Here is a 23,682-nt window from a genome sequence, read left to right as displayed (position 1 = left end):
GACTGCCGTGACACGCAAGACGGTGCGTATCGCCATGAACGGTGTGACCGGGCGCATGGGCTACCGCCAGCACCTCGTCCGCTCGATCCTGGCACTGCGCGAACAGGGGGGCCTCGACCTCGGCGACGGCACCGTGCTGTGGCCGGAGCCGATCCTGGTCGGCCGCCGCGAGCACGCCCTGAAGGCGCTCGCCGAGCAGCACGGCCTGGAGCACTGGTCGACGGACGTCGACGAGGTCCTCGCCGACCCCACCGTCGACATCTACTTCGACGCCCAGGTCACCTCCGCCCGCGAGGAGGCCCTCAAGAAGGCCATCGCCGCCGGCAAGCACCTCTACACCGAGAAGCCCACCGCCACCGGCCTGGAGGGCGCCCTGGAGCTGGCCCGCCTCGCCAAGGACGCCGGCATCAAGCACGGCGTCGTCCAGGACAAGCTCTTCCTCCCCGGCCTGCTCAAGCTGAAGCGCCTCATCGACGGCGGCTTCTTCGGCCGGATCCTCTCCATCCGCGGCGAGTTCGGTTACTGGGTCTTCGAGGGCGACTGGCAGCAGGCCCAGCGCCCGTCGTGGAACTACCGCGCCGAGGACGGCGGCGGCATCGTCGTCGACATGTTCCCGCACTGGGAGTATGTGCTGCACGAGCTGTTCGGCCGGGTGAAGTCCGTCCAGGCCATCGCCGCCACCCACATCCCGCAGCGCTGGGACGAGAACGACAAGCCCTACGACGCCACCGCCGACGACGCCGCCTACGGCATCTTCGAGCTCGACGGCGGCGCCATCGCCCAGATCAACTCCTCCTGGGCCGTGCGCGTCAACCGCGACGAGCTCGTCGAGTTCCAGGTGGACGGCACCGAGGGCTCGGCCGTCGCGGGTCTGCGCAACTGCCGTGTCCAGCACCGCTCGGCGACGCCCAAGCCGGTCTGGAACCCGGACATCCCCGCCACCTACTCCTTCCGCGACCAGTGGCAGGAGATCCCGGACAACGACGAGTTCGACAACGGCTTCAAGGCGCAGTGGGAGCTGTTCCTCAAGCACGTCTACGCCGACGCCCCCTACCACTGGGACCTGCTGGCCGGCGCCCGCGGCGTGCAGCTCGCCGAGCTGGGCCTGAAGTCCTCGTCCGAGGGCCGCCGCCTGGACGTCCCGGAGATCGGCCTGTGACCATCCGACTCCCGGACAGCGGCGGTGTCCTGAGGGCGTACGAGCCCCGCCAGGAACCCCTCGCGCTCACCCCGAGCGCACCCTTCACCTCGCGCGTCGTCTACTCGGCGGCGCACGTCGTCGCCGGCCCCTTCGCGGACGTGTCACCCGACTCGCCCGCCGCCGTCGACTGGGACGCCACCCTCGCCTTCCGCCGCCACCTGTGGTCCCACGGGCTCGGCGTCGCCGAGGCGATGGACACCGCCCAGCGCGGCATGGGCCTGGACTGGGCGGGCGCCGCCGAACTGATCCGGCGCAGCGCCGCCGAGGCGAAGTCGGTCGGCGGCCGGATCGCCTGCGGCGTCGGCACCGACCAGATCGCCTCCGGCTCCCTCGCCGAGGTGCGGGCGGCCTACGAGGAGCAGCTCGCCGTCGTGGAGGAGTCGGGCGCCCAGGCGATCCTGATGGCCTCCCGCGCCCTGTGCGCCGCCGCCCGTGGCCCCGAGGACTACGTCGAGGTCTACGGGCACCTCCTGCGCCAGGCCGCCGAACCGGTCGTCCTGCACTGGCTCGGCCCGATGTTCGACCCGGCGCTGGAGGGCTACTGGGGCTCGTCCGACCTGGACGCGGCCACGGACACCTTCCTGGAGGTCATCGCCGCCCACCCCGACAAGGTCGACGGCATCAAGGTCTCCCTCCTGGACGCCCAGCGCGAGATCGACCTGCGCCGCAGGCTCCCCGACGGGGTCCGCTGCTACACCGGCGACGACTTCAACTACCCCGAGCTGATCGCGGGCGACGAACAGGGCTTCAGCCACGCCCTGCTCGGCATCTTCGACCCGCTGGGCCCGCTCGCCGCCGAGGCGGTCCGCGTCCTGGACACCGGGAACGTCGCGGGCTTCCGCGAACTCCTCGACCCCACCGTCGAGTTGTCCCGCCACCTCTTCCAGACGCCGACCCGCTTCTACAAGACGGGCGTGGTCTTCCTCGCCTGGCTCGCGGGTCACCAGGCGCACTTCACGATGGTCGGCGGCCTCCAGTCCGCCCGTTCCCTCCCGCACTTCGCCCGCGCCTACGAACTCGCCGACGGTCTGGGCCTGTTCCCCGACCCGAAGCTCGCGGAGGAGCGCATGAAGAACCTGCTCGCGCTCTACGGGGTGACCCAGTGACCGACCTCTCCCGCTTCTCCATCAACCAGATGACGGTCAAGCAGCTCTCGATGCCCGAACTGGCCGAGACCTGCGGCACATTGGGTGTCCGCAACGTCGGCCTGTGGCGCGAGCCCGTCCAGTCGTACGGCCTGGAGGCCACGGCCAAGCTGCTGCGCGACACGGGCCTGACGGTCACCACCCTGTGCCGGGGCGGCTTCTTCACGGCGATCGACGCCGCCGAGCGGACGGCGGCCCTCGCCGACAACCGGCGCGCGATCGACGAGGCCGCGACCCTCGGCACCGAGGTCCTGGTCCTCGTCTCCGGCGGCCTGCCCGCCGGCTCCAAGGACCTGCACGGCGCGCGCGAACGCATCGCCGACGCGCTCGCCGAACTGGGCCCGTACGCCGAGCGGAACGGCGTACGTCTCGCCATCGAGCCGCTGCACCCGATGTACGCCTCCGACCGCTGCGTGGTCTCCACCCTCAAGCAGGCGCTGGACCTCGCGGAGCGCTTCCCGGCCCACCAGGTCGGTGTCACCGTCGACACGTACCACGTCTGGTGGGACGACGACGCGCCCGCGCAGATCGCCAGGGCGGGCGCGGGCGGCCGTATCCACACCTTCCAACTCGCCGACTGGACCACCCCGTTGCCCGAGGGTGTCCTCAACGGCCGCGGCCAGATCGGCGACGGCGCGATCGACATGCGCGAGTGGCTCGGGTACGTCGAGGCGGCCGGCTACACCGGCGCGATCGAGGTCGAGCTGTTCAACGACGGCCTGTGGGCCCGGGACGGCCGCGAGGTGCTGGCGGAGACGGCGGCGCGTTTCGCGGAACACGTCGGCTGACGACCGTCCGGCGAGCGGCGGGGGAGGAGGCTACTTCTTCCTCGCCGCCCGCTTGGTCAGCACGGCCACCACGACCGGCACGACCATCTCGATCACCCGCGTCACCGTCGCCGGCGGCAGCCCGGTCTTCTTGGCCACCGCGTTCGCCACCGGCTTCGCCGCCTTCGCGAGGACCCCGGCCAGCAGCCCGCCCGACGCGAGCCCGCCCAGGGTCACGATGCCCTCCAGCGGCGCCTCTTCCTCCTCGGGCACGTCCGCCGCGGCCCCCGACAGCGCCGACACGGTCGTACCGACCACGTCCCGCGCCCCCGCCGCGTCCGTCCCCAGCAGCCCCGCGATCTCCGCGACCTTGTCGTCCCCCAGCTCCTGGAGCACGTCCCCTTCGAGGGAGGCGCCACTGTGTTCACTCATGCCTGAAACGCTACGTCCGGTCGGGGACGGCGGCATGTCGAGCCGGACGGCGCGGCCCCGGCGGAGGGCCGAAGGAGCCGCCCGGAAAACCGGCCGGAAAATCTTGAGAAGACGTACAACCCTCCCCCCACCTCGCGGGTCGTACGTGGCATCAGGACTTCTGGGGAGGGGATCTGGGGGGATCGCGGGGGTTCTGATACGGAGGGGAAAACCCGAGGGGGCCTGGTCGACGGACCAGGCCCCCTCGAATTTCTCCGGAAGGTGCCGGAGGGCGTTCGCTAGAAGAACACCCCGCAGCGCAGCAGCACGTTCGCGTACGGACGCGCCTCGCCCGTGCGGACGACGAGGCGGGTGTCGGCCGAGAGGCGCTTGAGGGTCTCGTGCGGGACGAGTTCGAGTGCGGGGAAGTGCCCGTCGAGGAGCTTCGCCGCCGCCGGGTTCGCGTCGCGGACCTCGGCCGCCGCGGTCGCGCCCTCGATCACCAACTCGGCCAGGAGACCGTCCAGTACGTCGGCGAAGGACGGCACCCCCGCCCGGAAGGCGAGGTCGACCACGCGCGGCCCGGCCGGGATCGGCATCCCGGCGTCGCAGACGAGAACCCCGTCGCCGTGGCCCAACTCCGCGAGTGCGCCCGCGAGATGACGGTTCAGGATGCCACCGTTCCTCACAGCGCCTCGACCTCCTCCGCCGTCGGGAAGGACACCTGCGCGCCCTCCTTGGTCACCGCCGCCGCGCCCACCCGGGCCGCGTACGCCGCGGCGTCGGCGAGGGAGGCCCCCGTGCCGAGCCGGTACGCCAGCGCCGCCGTGAACGCGTCGCCCGCACCGGTCGTGTCGACGGCCTCCACCTCGACGGAGGGGACGCGCACCAGACCGGCCGGGGAGGCGACCAGCGCGCCCTCGGACCCCAGGGTCACGACCACCGACCGCGGCCCCTTCGCCAGCAGGAGCCGCGCCCAGTCCTCGGGCTCGTCCCCGGTCGCGGAGTCACCGAGGATGACCTTCGCCTCGTGCTCGTTGACGATCAGCGGATCGCACGCGGCGAGGACCACCGCGGGCAACGGCTGGGGCGGCGACGGGTTGAGCACGAAGCGGCTGTCCGGGCCCAGGCTCGCGGCGACCGCCGTCACCGTCTCCAACGGGATCTCCAACTGTGCCGACACCACCCGGGCGGCCTGGAAGAGGCTGCCCGCGGCCCGGACGTCCGCCGGGGTCAGATGCCCGTTCGCGCCCGGTGACACCACGATGCTGTTGTCGCCCGACGGGTCCACGGTGATCAGCGCGACCCCGGTCGGCGCGCCGCCGACCAGGACGCCCACCGTGTCCACCCCGGCCGAGCGCTGCGAGTCCAGCAGCAGCCGGCCGTGCGCGTCGTCCCCGACCCGGGCCAGCAGGGCGGTGCGGGCCCCGAGCCGGGCGGCGGCGACCGCCTGGTTGGCGCCCTTGCCGCCCGGATGGACGGCCAGGTCGGAGCCGAGCACGGTCTCCCCGGCGCCCGGCCGCCGCTCGACACCGATGACGAGATCGGCGTTGGCGGATCCCACGACCAGGAGGTCGTAGTCGTACATGAACATGCTCCCCTGTCAGTCCCCCGGGGCGTGCGCCGCCCCGGGGCCCGGTCCGTGATCCCGTGTCAGCCCGTGAAGCCGGCCACGTTCTCCTTGGTGACCACCTTCACCGGCACCATCACCGACTTCTCGACCTTCTTCTCCTCGGCCGCCTTCACCGCGTTGCGCACGGCGATCTTCCCGAGTTCCGCGGGCTGCTGGGCCACCGAGGCGTACAACGTGCCCGCCTTGACGGCGTCCAGGCCGTCCGCGGTTCCGTCGAAGCCGATGACCTGCACGGACTTCCCGGCCTTCGCGCCGAGCGCCTTGATCGCGCCGAGGGCCATCTCGTCGTTCTCGGCGAAGACGCCGTCGACGTCCGGGTTGGCCTGGAGGAGGTTGGTCATGACGTCCAGGCCCTTGGTGCGGTCCCAGTCGGCGGGCTGCTGGGCGACGACCTCGATGCCCGGGTAGTCCTTGAGCCCTTCGGTGAAGCCGGAGCCGCGCTCACGCGCCGCCGACGTACCGGCCTGGCCCTGGAGGATCACGATCCGCCCCTTGCCGCCGAGCTTCTCCGCGAGCGACTTGGCGGCGAGCTTGCCGCCGGTGACGTTGTCGGAGGCCACCAGCGCCGTCGTGTCGGCGTTGTTGACGGCGCGGTCGACGGCGATCAGCGGGATGTCCGCCTTGTTGACGGACTTCGCCGCCGGGGTGACCGCGTCGGAGTCCACCGGGTTGACGATGATCGTGCCGAGTCCCGAACTGGTGAAGTTCTCCAGCTGGTTGGCCTGCTGCGAGGCGTCGTTCTGCGCGTCCGTGACGGTCAGGTCCACGCCCAGCTTCTTCGCCTCGGCCTGCGCGCCGGCCCGGATCTGCACGAAGAACGGGTTGTTGAGCGTCGACAGCGACAGGCCGATCCGCTGCGTCTTCGCGTCCGACGCGCCGCCGTGCAGCAGGGACGTGGCGCCGACGACCGCCGCCGCGACGACGGCCGCGAGCAGGTACGTCACCGCCTGCTTCCCCTTGCTGCCGCCGGTCCCGGCCGCCACCGGGGTCGCCCCGGCCTTGCGGCGCACCGTGTCCAGCAGCACCGCGAGCGCGATCACGACACCGATGACGACCTGCTGCCAGAAGGCGGACACCGACAGGAGGTTGAGCCCGTTCCTGAGCACCGCGAGGATCAGCGCGCCGATCAGCGTCCCGGACGCCTTGCCCGTACCGCCCGCGAGCGACGCGCCGCCGATGACGACCGCCGCGATCGCGTCCAGCTCGTAGCCCTGCGCGGCCTGCGGCTGCGCGGACGACAGACGTGCGGCCAGCACGATGCCCGCGGCGGCGGCGAACAGACCCGAGAAGGCGTAGATCGCGAGCTTCTGCCGCTTCACCCGCAGCCCGGACAGGCGCGCCGCCTCCTCGTTGCCGCCGATCGCGTACATCGAGCGGCCGATGTAGGTCCGGCCGAGCACGAAGGCGGTCAGGAGCCCCATGACGACCATCACGAGCACCGGCACCGGCAGCCAGCCGCCGAGCGTGTCCCCGAGGTGGGAGACCGACGAGGGGAACGCGATGGGGGAGCCCTGCGAGATCACCAGCGACAGACCGCGGGCCACCGACAGCATCGCGAGCGTCGCGATGAACGGCGGCAGCTTGCCGTAGGAGATCAGGAAGCCGTTGACGACACCGCACGCGATGCCCGTCACGACCGCCAGCAGGACCGCTACGACGACGGGCATGCCCTGCGAAGTGGCGCTCCAGGCAAGGACGGTGGCCGACAGCGCGGCGACCGAACCGACCGAGAGGTCGATGCCCGCGGAGACGATCACGAAGGTGACGCCGAAGGCGAGGATGGCCGTCACGGCCGCCTGGACGCCGACGTTCAGCAGGTTGTCGGTGGTCAGGAAGTCGCCGGACAGCGCCGACATCGCGATGACGAGGACGATCAGCGCGGTCAGCGCGCCGTTGTCGAGGAGCAGCCGGCGCAGCCCCGAGGCGCCGCTCGCGCCCGTCGTGCTCTTGAGCGTGTCACTGGCCACGGGTGGCCTCCGTTCCGTTCTTCTCGTGCGTGGGGTTGCTGACGGCGAGCGCCATCACGGCGTCCTGCGACGCCTCGTCGGCGGAGAGTTCGCCCGCGATCCGGCCCTGCGCCATGACCAGGACCCGGTCGCTCATGCCGAGGACCTCGGGCAGATCGCTGGAGATCATCAGCACGGCCGCGCCGGCCGCGGTGAGTTCGTTGATCAGCTGGTAGATCTCGACCTTGGCGCCGACGTCGATGCCACGGGTCGGCTCGTCGAGGATCAGCACCTTGGTGTCGGCCAGCAGCCACTTGCCGATGACGACCTTCTGCTGGTTGCCGCCGGACAACGTCCTTACGTGCTGGCCCAGTCCGGCCATCCGCACGCCCAGCTGCCCGGCGATCCGGGCCGCGGCCTCCCGCTGGCCCTTCAGGTCGACGAGCCCCGCGCGCGTGGCCGAACGCAGCGTCACCAGACCGAGGTTCTCCTCGACGGACGCGTCCAGGACCAGTCCCTGGCCCTTGCGGTCCTCGGGGATCAGCCCGATCCCGGCCGCCATGGCCGCGTTGACGTCGTGCCGCCGCAGCGCGGTCCCGGCGACCTTCACGGCGCCCTCGTCATAGGGGTCCGCCCCGAAGACGGCCCGGACGACCTCGGTACGGCCCGCGCCGACCAGCCCTGCGATGCCGACGACCTCACCGGCGCGCACCTCGAAGGAGACGTCGTGGAAGACGCCGTCGCGGGTGAGGCCCTCGACGGCCAGCAGGGCGGCGCCCTTGTCGGTGTCCTGGCGCGGGTACTGCGCCTCGATGGACCGGCCGACCATCAGCCGCACCAGCTCGTCCTCGGGAGTGGAGGCGGGCACCTGTCCCACGGAGCGGCCGTCCCGGATCACGGTCACCCGGTCGCCGAGGGCGGCGATCTCCTCCAGGTGGTGGGTGATGAAGACGATCCCGACGGCGTCCTCGCGCAACTGGCGCACGATCGCGAAGAGTTTCTCGACCTCCTCGGAGGTGAGCACCGCGGTCGGCTCGTCCATGATCAGGACGCGCGCGTCCAGGCTCAGCGCCTTCGCGATCTCGACCATCTGGAGGCGCGCGATGCCGAGTTCGCGGACCCGCGCGCGGGGCGACACGTCGACACCGACCCGCTTCAGCAGGACCTCGGCGTCGGCCTCCATCCGCTTGCGGTCGATCATCCCGAGGCGGCGCGGCTGGCGGCCCAGGAAGATGTTCTCGGCGACCGTGAGATCGGGGACGAGGTTGAACTCCTGGTAGATGGTGGCGATCCCGAGCCGCTCGGAGTCCTGCGCACCGTGGATGCGCACCTCCTCGCCGGCCGCCAGGATCCTGCCCGCGTCGGGCGTGTAGGCGCCGGAGAGCATCTTGATCAGCGTGCTCTTGCCCGCGCCGTTCTCACCGAGCAGGACATGGACCTCGCCCCGGCGCAGGTCGAAGTCCACGCTGTCCAGCGCGACCACGCCCGGGAAGGTCTTCCTGATGCCCTCGATGCGCAGCAACTCGTCCGCGTTGCTCACGACTGGCTCCTGTTCTGTACGGGGGCCGGCTCCGGTGGGGCCGGCCGCTCGCCGCACGAGCGGCGTACGACGAGACGGGCGGTGAGGGTGACGGACTGCGGGGGCCGCCCCTCGATGCGGTCGACGAGCGCGCGTACGGCGGCCCGGCCCAGCTCGCCCGTGGGCTGGGCGATCGCGGTGACCGGCGGATCGGTGTGCACGAACCACGGGATGTCGTCGAAGGCGGCGAGCGCGATGTCGTCGGGCACGCGCAGTCCACGCGCGCGGACGGCGTCGAGCGCGCCGAGCGCCATCAGGTTGTCGGCCGCGAAGACGGCCTCGGGCGGCTCGGCCAGGTCGAGGAAGCCCTCGGTGACCCGGCGTCCGCTCTCGGCCTGGAAGTCGCCCTGGCCGATGTAGGCGTCCGGGAGCCCGAGCCCGTACGCCGCCAGGGACTCCCGGAAGACCTGTACGCGCTCCCGGCCGGTCGTGGTGGCGGCCGGTCCCGCGATGATCGCGAGCCGCCGGTGCCCGAGCCCGTGCAGATGCGCGACGAGGTCCCGCACCGCGTCCCGGCCGTCGGCCCGTACGACGGGCACGTCGAGGCCCGGGATCCACCGGTCGACGAACACCATCGGCGTCCCGGCCCGCGCCGCGTCCAGCATCAGCGGCGAGCCGCCGTCGGTGGGGGAGACGAGCAGCCCGTCGATCCGCCGGTCGAGGAGGGTCCGTACGTGGTGGTCCTGGAGGTCGGGCCGTTCGTCGGCGTTGCCGATGATGACGCTGTAGCCGAGCGCGCGGGCCTCCTCCTCCACCGAGCGGGCCAGTTCGGTGAAGTACGGGTTGAGGACGTCGCTGATGACCAGGCCGAGGGTGCGGGTCTGGTCGGTGCGCAGCGAACGGGCGACAGCGTTCGGGCGGTAGCCCAGCGCGTCGACGGCGGCCAGCACGCGCGTGCGTGCGTCGGCGCTGACCGACGGATGGTCGTTCAGGACGCGCGAGACCGTGGCGACGGACACGCCTGCCCGGGCCGCGACGTCCTTGATGCTCGCCATCGCCGCTCCACCTCCTCGTGGAATCGATTACACGGTGTCGTGTACCGAGGATTGGAATCGATTACACGGAGGTTAATCAAGACCCTGGAGGCATCCCGAGACCCGATCGTGATGAAGGGAGCTCATCTGAGCGCGGGTGCGGGGCCCGGGACGGGCGCGCGTGTCCGCCGTCCGTGCGGGGGTGGGATCAGTCCGCGGGCCGCTGTGCCCGCCGTGTCGCGTCATGGATGGCCCAGACGTCCGCCACCGGCCCGACGTGCGCGAGCTTGTCGGGGTTGAGGACGAAGCGGAGCGTCTGGATCCGGCCGTCGAGGACGTCGAGGGCCAGCGTCAGGAGCACCCTGCCGTCCCGGTCGCGGAAGACGGCGCCGGGCTGCCCGTTGACCTCGTGCGCCTCCCACCCGACGGCGACCAGGGCCAGCCGAGGGAAGACGGCCGCCAGCAGCCGCGCCACGTTGTCCGCGCCGGCGACCGCCCGGGCGAGCTGCGGGGCCTTGCCGCCGCCGTCGCCGACCAGCGCCACATCGGCGGCGAGGAGCCGCTGGAGCCCGTCGACGTCCCCCTCGCGCAGGGCGTCGAAGAACCGCGCGGCGAGTTCCTCGCGCTCCGCGCTGCCCGCGTCGAACCGGGGCCGGCCCGCCTCCATGTGGCGCCGGGCCCGCACCAGGAGCTGACGGCAGGCCGCCTCCGAGCGGTCGATCGCCTCCGCGATCTCGGGGAAGCCGAAGTCGAACACCTGGCGCAGCACGAAGACCGCCCGCTCCAGCGGGGAGAGCCGCTCCAGGAGCACCAGGGCCGCCATCGACACCGAGTCGGCGAGCTCCGCCGCGCGGGCCGGGTCCGCGTAGGGGTCGTCGAGCAGCGGCTCGGGGAACCACGGCCCGACGTACGCCTCGCGCCGGACGCGGGCCGAGCGCAGGACGTCGACCGAGATCCGGGTCACCGTGGTCGACAGGAACGCGCGGGGCGACCTGGCCACGGTGGGCGTCGCGTCGTAGCGCAGCCAGGTCTCCTGGACCGCGTCCTCGGCCTCGCTCACGCTGCCCAGGATCCGGTAGGCGATGGAGAACAGCAGGGGCCGCAGCTCCTGGAACTCCTCGGTCCGTGTCACACCGGCTCCCTCTCCGGTCGTCCGCGCGTGGCGTCCCACGCGTGTGATCGACAGCTTCCCCGACGTGCCGACGGCGCTCAACCGCAGGGGCTGGAACGCGCCGCTCAGCCGAGGAAGGTCTCGGGGCCGAACCTCCCCCACGCGACCAGTGCGGCCAGCGCGAGATAGGCCAGGTTCAGCGCCATGAGCGCCGACTCCCCGCGGCGGCCGTGGGTGACCATCGCGCCGACCATGAGCAGGACCCAGCAGACGGCGGTCACCGGCACGAGGACCGGCGCGATGCCGACCAGCGCGGGCAGGACCAGGCCCGCGGCGGCCAGGACTTCGAGGACGCCGAGGGTTCTGACGAAGCCGTCGCCCACGTCGCCGGTCCAGCCGCCGCCGGGCGACGACGCCAGGGTCGTACGGGGGACGAGGGTCTTGACGAGGCCGCCGGTCAGGGCCACGGCGGCGAGCAGTCCTGCGGCGATCCAGAGGGTGAGGTTCATGGTCCGCTCCAGTTCGAGATCGTTCTTGGCCCATGGACGAGGCGGCGATCCGCCCTGTGACATCACCGGACCGGGAAGCGGAGGCGGCGGTTCAGCCCAGGGGCAGGCGCATGATCGTCAGGTCCAGCCAGCGGCCGAACTTCAGGCCGACCTCGCGGACCGTCCCCGCGTGCTCGAAGCCGAACCGCTCGTGCAGCCGGATCGACGTGGTGTTCCCCGCCTCGATACCGGCGACCATGACGTGGTGCCCGGCCTCCCGTGCCGCGTCGACGAGGGCGGTCATCAGCGCCGAGCCGACCCCGAGCCCGTGGCTGCCCTCCCGGACGTAGACCGAGTTCTCGACGGTGTACCGGTAGCCCTCCAGGCCGGCCCGCCACGGCCCGTAGGCCGCGAACCCGACGACCTCGCCCTCCGCCTCGGCCACGAACGCCGAGCCGCGCGCGAGGTGGGCCGCGAACCAGGCGGCGCCCTCGGCGGGGGACTGCGTGACCTCCGTCCACAGGGCGGTGGAGTGCTCGATCGCGTGGTTGCGGATGGCGACCACGGCCCGCGTGTCCTCGTCCCGCGCGACTCTGACCGTCACGGGCTTCCTCCCACGGCTCTTCTCGTATATTGGATTCATGTCCAACATAGTAGATCCCCTGGTTCGCCGGATCGCCGCACGCGTGCGTGCCGAACGGGAGCGCCGCCGCTGGACCCTGGCCCGGCTCGCCGACGAGTCCGGTGTCTCCCAGGCGATGATCAGCCGGATCGAACGGGAGGAGAGCAGCCCCACGGCGGTGGTGCTCGGCAAGCTGTCGGCGGCGTTCCAGATCGGCGTGTCGTCGCTGCTGGAGGCATCGCCGGACGGAACCGGGGAGGGCGGCGGAACCGGCGCCGTGCGCCGGGGGGCGGACGCGGCCGAGTGGCGCGACCCGGGGACGGGCTACCGCCGCCGCCAGATCACCACCCCCGGCTTCCCCGCGGAGATCGCCGAGATCCGCCTGCCACCCGGGGCGGAAGTCCCCTACCCCGCGGCGGCGTTCGCGTTCGTACGGCAGGTGGTGTGGGTCCTGGAAGGGCGGCTGACGTTCCGTGAGGGCGACCTCGCGCACGTCCTCGACGCGGGCGACACGATCGAGCTCGGTGAACCCGCCCCGCGCACCTTCGTCAACGACACCGCCACGGAGTGCCGTTACGTCGTCGTCCTCGCCCGGCAGCAGCGGCCGTGACCGGCGGGCGCACGCTCCTGCTGGCCGTGACGGCCGGTACGGCGATAGCCAACAACTACGCGGTCCAGCCCGCCCTCACCGACGTGGCCGCCGAGTTCGGCGTGCCGCTCCCGGTGATCGGGCTCGTCCCGACGGCCGCGCTGCTCGGCTGCATGACCGGGTTCGTCCTGCTGCTCCCGCTGGCCGACCGCATACCGCCGAACCGTCTGATTCCCGTCCAACTCGGCGCACTGGCAGCCGCGTTGTGTCTCGCCGCCGCGGCTCCCGGCGCCACCGTCCTCCTCGTCGCCTACCTCCTGATCGGCGCGACGGCGGGCGTCGCCGCACAGGCGGGCGCCATCGCGGGCCGCCTCGCCCCGCCCGGCCGCCGCACCCACGCCGTCGCCACGGTCGCCGCCGGCATGTCCGCCGGCATCCTCCTCAGCCGCCTCGTCGGCGGCACCCTCGCGGACGCCTTCGGCTGGCGCCACATGCTGCTCCTGTCCGCCGCGGCGGTCACCCTGTGCGCCCTCACCACGGCCCGGCTGCTCCCGCCCACCCACCCCGGAGCAGAGCTCCCCGCCACGGCTCCGGCGGCCGACGCGGACACACGCCAACCCGGCACCGCTCCCGCACCCCCGACCCCGTCGGCCCTCCACCGTGCCACGGCCACCGCACCCCCGACCGCCGGGCCCAGCCACACCGCCCCGGCTCCGCCCGCCGACACACCCGCGTCCCCCGGCACGCCCCCGCTCCCCTCGACCCTGTCGGCCCTTCACCGTTCCACGGCCACCGCGCCCCCGACCGCCGGGCTCTGCCACACCGTCCCGGCTCCGCCCGCCGACACACCCGCGTCCCCCGGTACGCCCCCGCTGCCCTCGGCCCCGTCGGCCCTTCGCCGTTCCACGGCCACCGCGCCCCCGACCGCCGGGCTCTGCCACACCGTCCCGGCTCCGCCCGCCGACACACCCGCGTCCCCCGGCACGCCCCCGCTGCCCTCGGCCCCGTCGGCCCTCCACCGGTCCATGGCCACCGCGCCCCCGACCGCCGGGCTCTGCCACACTGCCCCGGCTCCGCCCGCCGACACACCCGCGTCCCCCGGCACGCCCCCGCTGCCACCGGCCCCCGGACCCTCCGCTGCCGCCGCCACGTCCACCGACGTACGACCGCCCACGGACACCCCGTCCTCGGGTGCGCGTGCCACGTCCTCACCCGGCACCGCGGCCCCGGCGGGTACGACCACCGCGGCCCAGGCCGACACGACCACCGCGGCCCTGGCGGGCACGACCGCCGCCGCCCCGCCGCCCGGCAACGCGTTGCCTTCGGCCGCATGGGCCGATTCCGCCGATTCCGCCGACGCCGCGTCGCCGCCCCCTCCGACCCCCACCCCCACCTACCTCGCCACCCTCCGCGCCCTGCCCCGGCTCCTGCGGCGGCATCCCGCGTTGCGGTGGGCGGTGGTGGCCGGGGGGCTCTGGTATCTCGCGTTCAACCTCGTATGGGTGGCGCTCGCGCTGGAGCTGGGGCGGGCGCCGTACTCGCTCGACGCCACCGGGATCGGGCTGTACAGCCTCGCGGGGCTGCTCGGGTTCGGTGCGCTGCCGCTCGCCGGGCGGCTCGCCGACCGGTACTCCCCGCGGGCGGTGATCACGGCCTCGCTGCTCGTCGGCGCGGCCGGGGCCGGGCTGCTGGCGACAGGGCTGCACCGCCCCGCGGTCACCGTCCTGGGCCTCGCCCTCTTCGACGCCGGGGCGTTCGCCGCGCAGGCCGCCAACCAGAGCCGGGTGATGGCCCTGGACCCGGCCCGGGGCGGCAGCCTCGTCAGCGTGTACCTGGTCCTGTACTTCACCGTCGGCGCCGCAGGGACGACACTGGCGGCACCCCTGATCGAGAACCTCGGCTGGTCCGGCACGGCGCTCACGGCCCTCGCCGCGCTGCTGGCCGCCGTCGCCGTCGTCCTCACCCGCACCGGGGCCAGGAGCGGTTCTCCACAGGGCGCGTGAGCTGTCAGTGGTGACCGGTACCGTCGGATCATGGCTCAACAGGCGGGGAATCCCACGGACGAGCGGCGGCTCGCCGTCCTCGAAGGCGTCCTCGAGCGGATCACGTACGCCAACGAGGACAACGGGTACACGGTCGCCCGGGTCGACACCGGACGCGGCGGCGGCGATCTGCTCACGGTCGTCGGCGCGCTCCTCGGCGCCCAGGTGGGGGAGTCCCTGCGGATGGAGGGCCGCTGGGGGTCCCACCCGCAGTACGGCAAGCAGTTCACCGTCGAGAACTACACGACCGTCCTGCCCGCCACCGTCCAGGGCATCCGGCGCTATCTCGGCTCCGGGCTGGTCAAGGGCATCGGGCCGGTCTTCGCCGACCGGATCACCCAGCATTTCGGCCTGGACACCCTCAAGATCATCGAGGAGGAGCCCAAGCGGCTCATCGAGGTTCCCGGCCTCGGGCCGAAACGGACGAAGAAGATCGCCGACGCCTGGGAGGAACAGAAGGCGATCAAGGAGGTCATGCTCTTCCTCCAGACCGTCGAGGTGTCCACGTCCATCGCCGTACGCATCTACAAGAAGTACGGCGACGCGTCGATCTCCGTCGTGAGGAACCAGCCCTACCGCCTCGCCGCCGACGTCTGGGGCATCGGCTTCCTCACCGCCGACAGGATCGCCCAGAGCGTGGGCATCCCGCACGACAGCCCGGAGCGCGTGAAGGCGGGCCTCCAGTACGCCCTGTCCCAGGCCACCGACCAGGGCAACTGCTACCTCCCCGAGGAACGGCTGATCGCCGACGCGGTGAAGCTGCTCCAGGTCGACACCGGCCTCGTCATCGAGTGCCTCGCCGAACTGGCCGAGCCGGGCGAGGAGGGCGAGGAGCCCGGTGTCGTCCGCGAGAAGGTGCCGGGTGAGGCGGACGGCGAGCAGGTCACCGCCGTCTACCTGGTCCCCTTCCACCGCGCCGAACTCTCCCTCGCCGCCCAGCTGACCCGCCTCCTGCGCACCGACGAGGACCGGATGCCGGGCTTCCGTGACGTGGAATGGGACAAGGCGCTGCGCTGGCTCGGGACCCGCACCGGCGCCGACCTCGCCCCCGAGCAGGAGGCCGCGGTCAAGCTGGCGCTGACGAAGAAGGTCGCCGTGCTGACCGGCGGCCCCGGCTGTGGCAAGTCCTTCACGGTCCGCTCGATCGTGGAGCTGGCCCGCGCGAAGAAGGCGAGGGTGGTGCTCGCCGCCCCGACCGGCCGCGCGGCCAAACGCCTCGCCGAACTGACCGGCGCCGAGGCCTCCACCGTCCACCGCCTCCTCGAACTCAGGCCCGGGGGCGACGCCGCCTACGACAAGGACCGCCCCCTCCAGGCCGACCTGGTCGTGGTCGACGAGGCGTCCATGCTGGACCTGCTGCTCGCCAACAAGCTGGTGAAGGCGGTGCCGCCGGGCGCGCATCTGCTGTTCGTGGGCGATGTCGACCAGTTGCCGTCCGTCGGGGCCGGCGAGGTCCTGCGCGATCTGCTCGCCGAGGGCGGCCCGATCCCCGCGGTCCGTCTCACCCAGGTGTTCCGGCAGGCCCAGCAGTCGGGTGTGGTGACCAACGCGCACCGGATCAACGCCGGGCAGCATCCCGTCACCGACGGCATGAAGGACTTCTTCCTCTTCGTCGAGGACGAGACGGAGGAGGCGGGCCGGCTCACGGTGGACGTCGCGGCCCGTCGGATTCCAGCCAAGTTCGGGCTCGACCCGCGCCGGGACGTCCAGGTGCTCGCCCCCATGCACCGCGGCCCCGCGGGCGCCGGCGCGCTCAACGGCCTGCTCCAGCAGGCCATCACCCCGGGCCGCCCCGACCTGGCCGAGAAGCGGTTCGGCGGCCGGGTGTTCCGCGTCGGCGACAAGGTCACCCAGATTCGCAACAATTACGAGAAGGGCGAGAACGGCGTCTTCAACGGCACCGTGGGCGTCGTCACCTCACTCGACCCGGTCGACCAGCGGCTCACGGTGCTGACGGACGAGGACGAGGAGGTGCCGTACGACTTCGACGAACTGGACGAACTGGCCCACGCGTACGCGGTCACCATTCACCGTTCCCAGGGCAGTGAATATCCCGCGGTGGTGATCCCGGTCACCACCGGCGCCTGGATGATGCTCCAGCGGAACCTGCTGTACACGGCGGTCACCCGGGCCAAGAGGCTGGTCGTGCTCGTGGGTTCGCGCAAGGCGATAGGCCAGGCGGTGCGCACGGTGTCGGCGGGACGCCGCTGCACGGCCCTGGACTGGCGGCTGGCGACCCGCTGAACCGGCCCTCACCCCAAAAATGATCGATCAAATGAGTCACGAAGGTCACAGAGGACTTCCGGAACCGGGTAGGGGAGGGGCAGGATGGGCAAGTTGGCGGCACTGAGTGCCGCCGACAAGCCCAATGGCCGACCCCCAGTGCACTCTCCTGCGCCGAATGGGGGATGGTAGAGACAGTCAGGGCAACCTCGAAGATGAGGCACAACGTCGGGTGAGGGAAGACGTGAGCGACAACTCTGTAGTACTGCGGTACGGCGACGGCGAGTACACCTACCCGGTGATCGACAGTACCGTCGGCGACAAGGGCTTCGACATCGGCAAGCTCCGCGCCCAGACCGGTCTGGTGACGCTGGACAGCGGCTACGGCAACACCGCCGCCTATAAATCCGCCGTCACCTACCTCGACGGCGAGGCGGGCATCCTCCGCTACCGCGGCTACCCGATCGAGCAGCTGGCGGAACGCTCCACCTTCCTGGAGGTGGCCTACCTGCTGATCAACGGTGAGCTGCCGACGGTCGACGAGCTCACCCTGTTCCAGAACGACATCACGCAGCACACCCTGCTGCACGAGGACGTCAAGAACTTCTACCGCGGCTTCCCGCGCGACGCCCACCCGATGGCCATGCTGTCGTCGGTGGTCTCGGCGCTGTCGACGTTCTACCAGGACAGCCACAACCCCTTCGACGAGAAGCAGCGGAACCTCTCCACGATCCGCCTCCTCGCCAAGCTTCCGACGATCGCCGCGTACGCGTACAAGAAGTCGATCGGTCACCCGTTCGTCTACCCGCGCAACGACCTCGGCTACGTCGAGAACTTCCTCCGGATGACCTTCTCGGTCCCGGCGCAGGAGTACGAGCTCGACCCGGTCGTCGTCTCCGCGCTCGACAAGCTGCTCATCCTGCACGCGGACCACGAGCAGAACTGTTCGACCTCGACGGTCCGTCTCGTCGGCTCCTCGCAGGCGAACATGTTCGCCTCGATCTCCGCCGGCATCAACGCCCTCTGGGGCCCGCTGCACGGCGGCGCCAACCAGTCCGTCCTGGAGATGCTGGAAGGCATCCAGGCCAACGGCGGCGATGTCGACTCCTTCATCAACAAGGTGAAGAACAAGGAGGACGGCGTCCGGCTGATGGGCTTCGGCCACCGGGTCTACAAGAGCTTCGACCCGCGCGCGAAGATCATCAAGGCCGCCGCGCACGACGTCCTGTCGGCCCTCGGCAAGTCCGACGAGCTGCTGGACATCGCCCTGAAGCTGGAGGAGCACGCGCTCTCGGACGACTACTTCGTCCAGCGCAACCTCTACCCGAACGTCGACTTCTACACCGGTCTCATCTACCGGGCCATGGGCTTCCCGACCGAGATGTTCACGGTCCTGTTCGCCCTCGGCCGGCTGCCGGGCTGGATCGCCCAGTGGCACGAGATGATCAAGGAGCCCGGCTCCCGCATCGGCCGTCCGCGGCAGATCTACACGGGCGTGGTCGAGCGCGACTTCATCCCGGTCGAGGAGCGCTAGAGCTTTCCCCGGGTGTTCCCCGCCGGCCGTTGCGCCGGCGGGTGAACCGAAGGCGGGAATGCCGACGGCAGGAACACCGAAGGCAGGAATACAGAAGGCGCCCTGGCGGCGGTCCCCCCACGGGCCGACGTCCAGGGCGCCTTCCCATGTCCCGGTGCGGATTCCCCCCACGGGATCCGGCCGGGCGCTTGTGGAGACCAGCGCCTGAATCGCTGTGTGTTGCTGTGTTGCGGATGGTGCGGTACTGCGTTGAGCAGAACGAGCAAAACTCGTCGTACTACTCCTTGTGCGGTCTGCCGGGACAACGCACGGTCGGGAGGGCCGCTCAAAGCTCCCCGCAGTGCGTGCCCCGGCAACGCATCTCTGAGGAAGTCCCCCAAGACATCCTCAGATGTCAGTCAGCGCCCCCCAAGACGCCTCCTGACATCGCCAACTTAGACCTTCGAACCCCTTCGATGGTTACGTTCGCATCACTGTGATCTGCGTCTCTTGCAAATGTCCGTTTGATGCGCAAGAGGGCCGAAACAATGACTGGGGCCCCTGCGTAAGGATGATGCGCGAGCCTTGTGAAGAGCTTATGTGAGGCTCGCGCCGGACTCCAGAGGGGGTGGGCGTCGTAACCTCACCGGAATGCGCGCAGACGCAGGCTGTTCGTCACCACGAAGACCGACGAGAAGGCCATGGCAGCACCGGCGATCATCGGGTTCAGCAGCCCGGCCGCGGCGAGCGGCAGCGCGGCCACGTTGTAGCCGAACGCCCAGACGAGATTGCCCTTGATCGTGGCGAGTGTCCGCCGTGAGAGCCGGATGGCGTCGGCGGCGGCCCGCAGATCCCCGCGGACCAGCGTCAGATCGCCCGCCTCGATCGCCGCGTCGGTCCCGGTGCCCAGGGCGAGCCCCAGGTCGGCGGTGGCGAGCGCGGCGGCGTCGTTGACCCCGTCGCCGACCATGGCGACGACCCGCCCCTCGCCCTGCAGCTCCTTGACGACGGCCACCTTGTCCTCGGGCAGCACCTCGGCGATCACCCGCGAGATCCCCACCCGCCCGGCCACCGCCTCGGCCACGGTCCGGTTGTCCCCGGTCAGCAGCACCGGCGTCAGCCCGAGCGCCCGCAGCGCGCGCACCGCCTCGGCGCTGGTCTCCTTCACCGCGTCCGCGACGGCCACGACACCCCGTGCCGCCCCGTCCCAGCCCACGACGACGGCCGTACGACCGTCCCGCTCGGCCTTCTCGCGGACCCGGGCCAGCTCCTCCGGGAGCTCCTCGAACAGCCGCCCCACGGCCACCTCGTGCCCCTCCACGCGCCCACGCACGCCCCGCCCGGGGACGTTCACGAACCCCTCGACCGGGGGCAGCTGCCCGACCCGGGTGCGCGCGCCCGCGGCGACCGCCCGCGCCACCGGATGCTCCGAGGCGTCCTCCAGGGCGCCCGCGAGCCGCAGCACCTGCCGCTCGTCGGCACCCTCGGCGGCGTACACCTCCTGGAGGGTCATCCGGCCGGTGGTCACCGTGCCCGTCTTGTCGAGGACGACGGTGTCGACGCGGCGGGTGGATTCGAGGACCTCGGGGCCCTTGATGAGGATGCCGAGCTGGGCGCCGCGCCCGGTGCCGACCATCAGGGCGGTCGGGGTGGCGAGGCCCAGGGCGCACGGGCAGGCGATGATCAGCACCGCGACGGCGGCGGTGAACGCGGCGACGGTGTCGCCGGTGACGCCCAGCCAGCCGCCGAAGGTGGCGACCGCGAGCGCGAGGACGACCGGGACGAAGACCGCCGAGATCCGGTCGGCGAGCCGCTGCACCTCGGCCTTGCCGTTCTGCGCGTCCTCGACCAGCCGGGCCATCCGGGCGAGCTGGGTGTCGGCGCCCACGCGCGCGGCCTCGACGACGAGCCGCCCGCCGGCGTTCACGGTCGCGCCCGCGACGAAGGAGCCGGCCGTGACGTCCACCGGTACGGACTCCCCGGTCAGCATCGAGGCGTCCACGGCGGAGGCGCCCTCGACGACCGTGCCGTCGGTGGCGACCTTCTCCCCGGGGCGGACCACGAACCGGTCCCCGACGGCGAGGCGCTCCACCGGGACACGCACCTCACGGCCGTCCCGCAGCACCGCCACGTCCTTGGCGCCCAGTTCCATCAGCGCCCGCAGCGCGGCCCCGGCCCGCCGCTTGGAGCGGGCCTCCAGCCAGCGGCCGAGCAGGAGGAACACGGTCACCCCGGCGGCCACTTCGAGATAGATGGTGGAGGCGCCGTCCATCCGGGCGACGGTGAGGCGGAACTCGTCCTTCATGCCGGGCATGCCCGCGTCCCCGAGGAACAGCGCCCACAGCGACCAGCCGAACGCGGCCAGCGTGCCCAGCGAGACCAGGGTGTCCATGGTCGCGGCGGCGTGCCGGGCGTTGGTCCAGGCGGCCCGGTGGAAGGGCAGCCCGCCCCAGACGACGACCGGCGAGGCGAGGGTGAGCGCCAGCCACTGCCAGTTGTCGAACTGGAGGGCCGGGACCATGGAGAGCAGCACGACGGGGACGGCGAGGACGGCGGACACGACGAGCCGCTGCCGCAGCGCGGCCGTGCCGGGCTCGTCGGCCGGGGTCTCCTCCGGCTCGGGAAGGGGCTGCGGCTCCTCGGCCGTGTACCCCGTCCGCACCACCGTCGCGATGAGGTCCGCGACCTCGACGCCGTCGCCGTAGGTGACCTTCGCCTTCTCCGTCGCGTAGTTCACCGTGGCGCTCACGCCGTCCATGCGGTTGAGCTTCTTCTCCACGCGGGCGGCGCAGGAGGCGCAGGTCATGCCGCCGATGAGCAGCTCGACCTCGAAGGCGGTGTCGGGTATCGGGGCGGTGGTGCCGGACATGCTCGCTGGACTCTCCGTGGGTGCTCAGGCCTTGCCGACGAGTTCGAAGCCGGCCTCGTCGACGGCCGCGCGCACGGCTTCCTCGTCGAGCGCGCCGGCGGACACGACGGTGACCTCGCCGGTGGAGGCGACGGCCTTCACCGAGCTGACGCCCGGGAGCTCGGAGATCTCGCCGGAGACGGAGCCCTCGCAGTGGCCGCAGCTCATGCCGCTCACCTTGTAGACGGTGGTGACCTGGGTGTCGGACTGGGCGGTCATGTCGTTCTCCTCCGGGAGGCGCGGGGCGGTTCGGACGCACGCGAGGGGCCTACGGGTCCACGGTGGCGTCCCACTACCTCACACTATACCCCTAGGGGGTATTTCTCCAAGAAGGGTCGCGTCGCGCCAGCGACCGCACCCAGGCCACCCCGAGCAGCGAGACCAGGACCAGCCCGCCGACCGAGAACAGCGTGAAGAGATGTTCCTGCTGGTCGGTGGGGGTGGCGATGTACCCCTGGGCGAAGAGCGCCCGGTCGAGGCCGGTCGCCGTCAGCCGGGCCACCAGCCAGATCGCGATGCCGTGCGTCGAGTCCCACAGGGCGTGCAGCAGCGCGACCCCGGCGAAGGTGCGCACCACCGGGCCGGTGAACCGGAAGCGGCCGTCGGGGCGCCGGTACGACAGCAGCGCCGCGCCCACGATCGCCGTCCACAGGCCGTGCCCGAAGGGGGCGAGCACCCCGCGCAGGATCTCCGTCTCGATCAGCGCCCGCAGGTCGATGCCCTCGGTCGAGACGGCCGCGTTGAACGCGTACCCGGCGCTCTCCAGCGCCGCGAAGCCGAACCCGACGGTCGCGCCGAGGACGAGCCCCGCCCGGATCCCGCGCAGCCTCGGCTGCCGGCGCAGCACGAGCATCAGGGCGCCCGCCTTCACGGCCTCCTCGATGAGGCCGACGCCGACGAACATCCACAGGGAGGGGTGGAGCAGGTAGTACTCCATGACCGAGGCGCCGAGAACGCCGAGCGTCCCGCCGGTCAGGAAGCAGCCGAGGATCACGCTCACCCCGAGGTCCCGTCCGTGCCGCTCGTAGGCCCACAGCACGAACGTCACCGGCACCAGGAAGCTGCCGAGCAGGATCAGCGTCGGCAGCAGGGTCGTGTTCCTCGTCGCGTAGGTGACGAGCGCGGTCAGCGTCCAGAGCGCGAGCCCGCCCCACAGGCTCCGCTTCCACAGGCCCGGACGGATCCGCGGATACGTCGGCGGCGGCTGCTGCGGCCCGGGGATGCGGGCCCGGGGCGCGCCGGGCGGCGGGGAGTGGCTCACGGCGGTTCCCTCGGGTTGGCGGGCGACGGTGGCGGGCGTACGGCGTCGTGCGGCGTCGCGCGGCGGCGGACAGCGGTGGGAATCGCGAGGGATGTTCCTCTTGACCCGTTTTGACGGAACCCTATGGCAGACACCCGCGCCACCGCAGTCCGGGACGGCCGCCGAGGGGACCCGCTCATGGGGAACCATGGCGTCCGAGACCTGATGACGAGGGGAGCACGTATGCGGGCCGTGGTGTTCGAGCGGTACGGGGAGCCGGCCGAGGTGCGCGAGGTGGCCGATCCCCGGCCCGCGCCGCACGGCGTGGTCGTCCGGGTGGAGGCCACCGGGCTGTGCCGCAGCGACTGGCACGGCTGGCAGGGCCACGACCCGGACATCACCCTGCCGCACGTGCCCGGCCATGAACTCGCGGGCGTGGTCGAGGAGGTGGGGGACCGGGTCACCGCCTGGCGGCCCGGCGACCGGGTCACCGTCCCGTTCGTGTGCGCGTGCGGCACCTGCGCGTCCTGCGCGGCGGGCGACCACCAGATCTGCGAGCGGCAGACCCAGCCCGGCTTCACCCACTGGGGTTCCTTCGCGCAGTACGTGGCGCTCGACCACGCCGACGTCAACCTGGTCGCGATCCCCGAGGGCCTGTCCTTCGCCACGGCGGCCTCGCTGGGCTGCCGGTTCGCCACCGCCTTCCGCGCGGTGGTCCAGCAGGGGCGGGTGGCGGCGGGGGAGTGGGTCGCCGTGCACGGCTGCGGCGGGGTCGGACTGTCGGCCGTGATGATCGCGGCGGCCTGCGGCGCGCGGGTGATCGCGGTGGACGTGTCCCCCGGCGCCCTGGACCTCGCGGAGCGCTTCGGCGCGGCGCACCGCGTCGACGCGACCCGCACCCCCGACACGGCGGCGGCGGTCCGCGACCTCACCGGCGGCGGTGCCCAGCTCTCCCTCGACGCCCTCGGCTCGCCCGCGACCTGCGCGGCCTCCGTGAACGGCCTGCGCCGTCGCGGCCGGCACCTCCAGGTCGGCCTGCTGCCCTCGCCGGACGGCACGACCCCGGTCCCGATGGCCCGCGCCATCGCCCTGGAGCTGGAACTCCTCGGCAGCCACGGCATGGCCGCCCACACCTACCCCCCGATGCTGGAACTGGTCCGCACCGGAGCGCTCCGCCCCGACCTCCTCGTCACCTCCGCGATCGGTCTCGACGGCGCCCCGGCCGCCCTGGCCGCGCTGGGCACGGCACCGGGGGCCGGGGTGACGGTCGTCGAGCCGTGGCGCTGAGGC

General features: G+C 72.3%; 20 protein-coding genes. 8 read left to right on the top strand and 12 right to left on the bottom strand.

Annotated features, from left to right (window positions below):
• The first annotated feature begins 7 nt into the window (after window positions 1-7).
• From ACIPSE_RS02510 to ACIPSE_RS02500, 3 genes are read left to right on the top strand one after another with little or no spacing between them, the layout of a single operon-like run.
• A complete protein-coding gene (locus ACIPSE_RS02510) occupies window positions 8-1,159 on the top strand; it encodes a Gfo/Idh/MocA family protein (RefSeq protein ID WP_401656555.1) in 1,152 nt (383 codons plus the stop codon).
• Window positions 1,156-2,307, top strand: a complete 1,152-nt coding sequence (locus tag ACIPSE_RS02505; protein ID WP_401656553.1) for a dihydrodipicolinate synthase family protein — start codon at window positions 1,156-1,158, stop codon at window positions 2,305-2,307. The genes ACIPSE_RS02510 and ACIPSE_RS02505 overlap by 4 nt, the downstream gene beginning before the upstream one ends.
• Entirely contained in the window at window positions 2,304-3,134 is an 831-nt protein-coding gene (locus ACIPSE_RS02500) for a sugar phosphate isomerase/epimerase family protein (protein ID WP_401656551.1), read from the top strand. Before ACIPSE_RS02505 ends, ACIPSE_RS02500 begins: the two co-directional genes overlap by 4 nt.
• A 30-nt stretch (window positions 3,135-3,164) precedes the next feature.
• Here the strand turns inward: ACIPSE_RS02500 and ACIPSE_RS02495 are convergent, their stop codons facing one another.
• From ACIPSE_RS02495 to ACIPSE_RS02455, 9 genes are all read right to left on the bottom strand, one after another.
• Window positions 3,165-3,545, bottom strand: a complete 381-nt coding sequence (locus ACIPSE_RS02495; RefSeq protein ID WP_401656548.1) for a DUF937 domain-containing protein — start codon at window positions 3,543-3,545, stop codon at window positions 3,165-3,167.
• A gap of 278 nt (window positions 3,546-3,823) precedes the next feature.
• Window positions 3,824-4,213: a D-ribose pyranase gene (gene rbsD / locus ACIPSE_RS02490; protein WP_401656546.1), complete on the bottom strand. Its 390-nt coding sequence runs from the start codon at window positions 4,211-4,213 to the stop codon at window positions 3,824-3,826.
• The gene (locus ACIPSE_RS02485; RefSeq protein ID WP_401656544.1) at window positions 4,210-5,112 is read right to left on the bottom strand and encodes a ribokinase; all 903 of its coding nucleotides are present in this window, start codon (window positions 5,110-5,112) and stop codon (window positions 4,210-4,212) included. Before ACIPSE_RS02485 ends, rbsD begins: the two co-directional genes overlap by 4 nt.
• Before the next feature lie 65 nt (window positions 5,113-5,177).
• Window positions 5,178-7,124, bottom strand: coding sequence for a substrate-binding domain-containing protein (locus tag ACIPSE_RS02480; protein ID WP_401656542.1), 1,947 nt, complete (start codon window positions 7,122-7,124; stop codon window positions 5,178-5,180).
• On the bottom strand, window positions 7,114-8,643 hold the full coding sequence (locus ACIPSE_RS02475) for a sugar ABC transporter ATP-binding protein (protein ID WP_401656540.1): 1,530 nt from the start codon (window positions 8,641-8,643) through the stop codon (window positions 7,114-7,116). The genes ACIPSE_RS02480 and ACIPSE_RS02475 overlap by 11 nt, the downstream gene beginning before the upstream one ends.
• Window positions 8,640-9,677: a LacI family DNA-binding transcriptional regulator gene (locus ACIPSE_RS02470; RefSeq protein ID WP_401656538.1), complete on the bottom strand. Its 1,038-nt coding sequence runs from the start codon at window positions 9,675-9,677 to the stop codon at window positions 8,640-8,642. The genes ACIPSE_RS02475 and ACIPSE_RS02470 overlap by 4 nt, the downstream gene beginning before the upstream one ends.
• A 187-nt stretch (window positions 9,678-9,864) precedes the next feature.
• Window positions 9,865-10,788, bottom strand: coding sequence for an RNA polymerase sigma-70 factor (locus tag ACIPSE_RS02465; RefSeq protein ID WP_401656536.1), 924 nt, complete (start codon window positions 10,786-10,788; stop codon window positions 9,865-9,867).
• A gap of 104 nt (window positions 10,789-10,892) precedes the next feature.
• The gene (locus tag ACIPSE_RS02460; protein ID WP_401656534.1) at window positions 10,893-11,276 is read right to left on the bottom strand and encodes a DoxX family protein; all 384 of its coding nucleotides are present in this window, start codon (window positions 11,274-11,276) and stop codon (window positions 10,893-10,895) included.
• A 91-nt stretch (window positions 11,277-11,367) separates the two neighbouring features.
• Window positions 11,368-11,859 (bottom strand): GNAT family N-acetyltransferase, encoded by a 492-nt coding sequence (locus ACIPSE_RS02455; protein ID WP_401656530.1) that lies wholly within the window; start codon window positions 11,857-11,859, stop codon window positions 11,368-11,370.
• A gap of 37 nt (window positions 11,860-11,896) precedes the next feature.
• Here ACIPSE_RS02455 and ACIPSE_RS02450 point away from each other — a divergent pair, with 37 nt between their 5' ends.
• From ACIPSE_RS02450 to ACIPSE_RS02435, 4 genes are all read left to right on the top strand, one after another.
• Entirely contained in the window at window positions 11,897-12,487 is a 591-nt protein-coding gene (locus ACIPSE_RS02450) for a helix-turn-helix domain-containing protein (RefSeq protein ID WP_401656527.1), read from the top strand.
• The gene (locus tag ACIPSE_RS02445) at window positions 12,484-14,469 is read left to right on the top strand and encodes an MFS transporter (RefSeq protein WP_401656525.1); all 1,986 of its coding nucleotides are present in this window, start codon (window positions 12,484-12,486) and stop codon (window positions 14,467-14,469) included. Before ACIPSE_RS02450 ends, ACIPSE_RS02445 begins: the two co-directional genes overlap by 4 nt.
• 30 nt (window positions 14,470-14,499) lie before the next feature.
• Window positions 14,500-16,752, top strand: coding sequence for an ATP-dependent RecD-like DNA helicase (locus ACIPSE_RS02440; RefSeq protein WP_401656523.1), 2,253 nt, complete (start codon window positions 14,500-14,502; stop codon window positions 16,750-16,752).
• Between the two features lie 223 nt (window positions 16,753-16,975).
• Window positions 16,976-18,265 (top strand): citrate synthase, encoded by a 1,290-nt coding sequence (locus tag ACIPSE_RS02435; RefSeq protein WP_401656521.1) that lies wholly within the window; start codon window positions 16,976-16,978, stop codon window positions 18,263-18,265.
• Between the two features lie 622 nt (window positions 18,266-18,887).
• Here ACIPSE_RS02435 and ACIPSE_RS02430 read toward each other — a convergent pair.
• The 3 genes from ACIPSE_RS02430 to ACIPSE_RS02420 form a co-directional block, all read right to left on the bottom strand.
• On the bottom strand, window positions 18,888-21,113 hold the full coding sequence (locus ACIPSE_RS02430; RefSeq protein WP_401656519.1) for a heavy metal translocating P-type ATPase: 2,226 nt from the start codon (window positions 21,111-21,113) through the stop codon (window positions 18,888-18,890).
• A 24-nt stretch (window positions 21,114-21,137) separates the two neighbouring features.
• Window positions 21,138-21,371 carry a heavy-metal-associated domain-containing protein gene (locus tag ACIPSE_RS02425; protein WP_401656517.1) on the bottom strand — a complete coding sequence of 78 codons (234 nt, stop codon included), beginning with the start codon at window positions 21,369-21,371 and terminating at the stop codon, window positions 21,138-21,140.
• A 91-nt stretch (window positions 21,372-21,462) separates the two neighbouring features.
• Window positions 21,463-22,413 carry a PrsW family intramembrane metalloprotease gene (locus tag ACIPSE_RS02420; RefSeq protein WP_401656515.1) on the bottom strand — a complete coding sequence of 317 codons (951 nt, stop codon included), beginning with the start codon at window positions 22,411-22,413 and terminating at the stop codon, window positions 21,463-21,465.
• Window positions 22,414-22,635: 222 nt separating this feature from the next.
• On the opposite strand from ACIPSE_RS02420, the gene ACIPSE_RS02415 reads away from it, so the two are divergent.
• Entirely contained in the window at window positions 22,636-23,679 is a 1,044-nt protein-coding gene (locus ACIPSE_RS02415; RefSeq protein ID WP_401656513.1) for a zinc-dependent alcohol dehydrogenase family protein, read from the top strand.
• Window positions 23,680-23,682 lie beyond the last annotated feature (3 nt).

It is taken from the genome of Streptomyces sp. NPDC090106 (genome assembly GCF_044747265.1).
GTDB lineage: Bacteria > Actinomycetota > Actinomycetes > Streptomycetales > Streptomycetaceae > Streptomyces.
The sequence above is the reverse complement of the archived record's forward strand: the minus strand, read 5'-3'. Positions and strand labels throughout refer to the sequence as shown.

Bases quoted from the DNA above. Each gene is read 5' to 3' on its own strand.
- ACIPSE_RS02430 (WP_401656519.1), bottom strand. From the start codon at position 21,113: ATGTCCGGCACCACCGCCCCGATACCCGACACCGCCTTCGAGGTCGAG.
- ACIPSE_RS02460 (WP_401656534.1), bottom strand. From the start codon at position 11,276: ATGAACCTCACCCTCTGGATCGCCGCAGGACTGCTCGCCGCCGTGGCC.
- ACIPSE_RS02415 (WP_401656513.1), top strand. From the start codon at position 22,636: ATGCGGGCCGTGGTGTTCGAGCGGTACGGGGAGCCGGCCGAGGTGCGC.
- ACIPSE_RS02440 (WP_401656523.1), top strand. From the start codon at position 14,500: ATGGCTCAACAGGCGGGGAATCCCACGGACGAGCGGCGGCTCGCCGTC.
- ACIPSE_RS02425 (WP_401656517.1), bottom strand. From the start codon at position 21,371: ATGACCGCCCAGTCCGACACCCAGGTCACCACCGTCTACAAGGTGAGC.
- ACIPSE_RS02495 (WP_401656548.1), bottom strand. From the start codon at position 3,545: ATGAGTGAACACAGTGGCGCCTCCCTCGAAGGGGACGTGCTCCAGGAG.
- ACIPSE_RS02450 (WP_401656527.1), top strand. From the start codon at position 11,897: ATGTCCAACATAGTAGATCCCCTGGTTCGCCGGATCGCCGCACGCGTG.
- ACIPSE_RS02470 (WP_401656538.1), bottom strand. From the start codon at position 9,677: ATGGCGAGCATCAAGGACGTCGCGGCCCGGGCAGGCGTGTCCGTCGCC.
- ACIPSE_RS02485 (WP_401656544.1), bottom strand. From the start codon at position 5,112: ATGTACGACTACGACCTCCTGGTCGTGGGATCCGCCAACGCCGATCTC.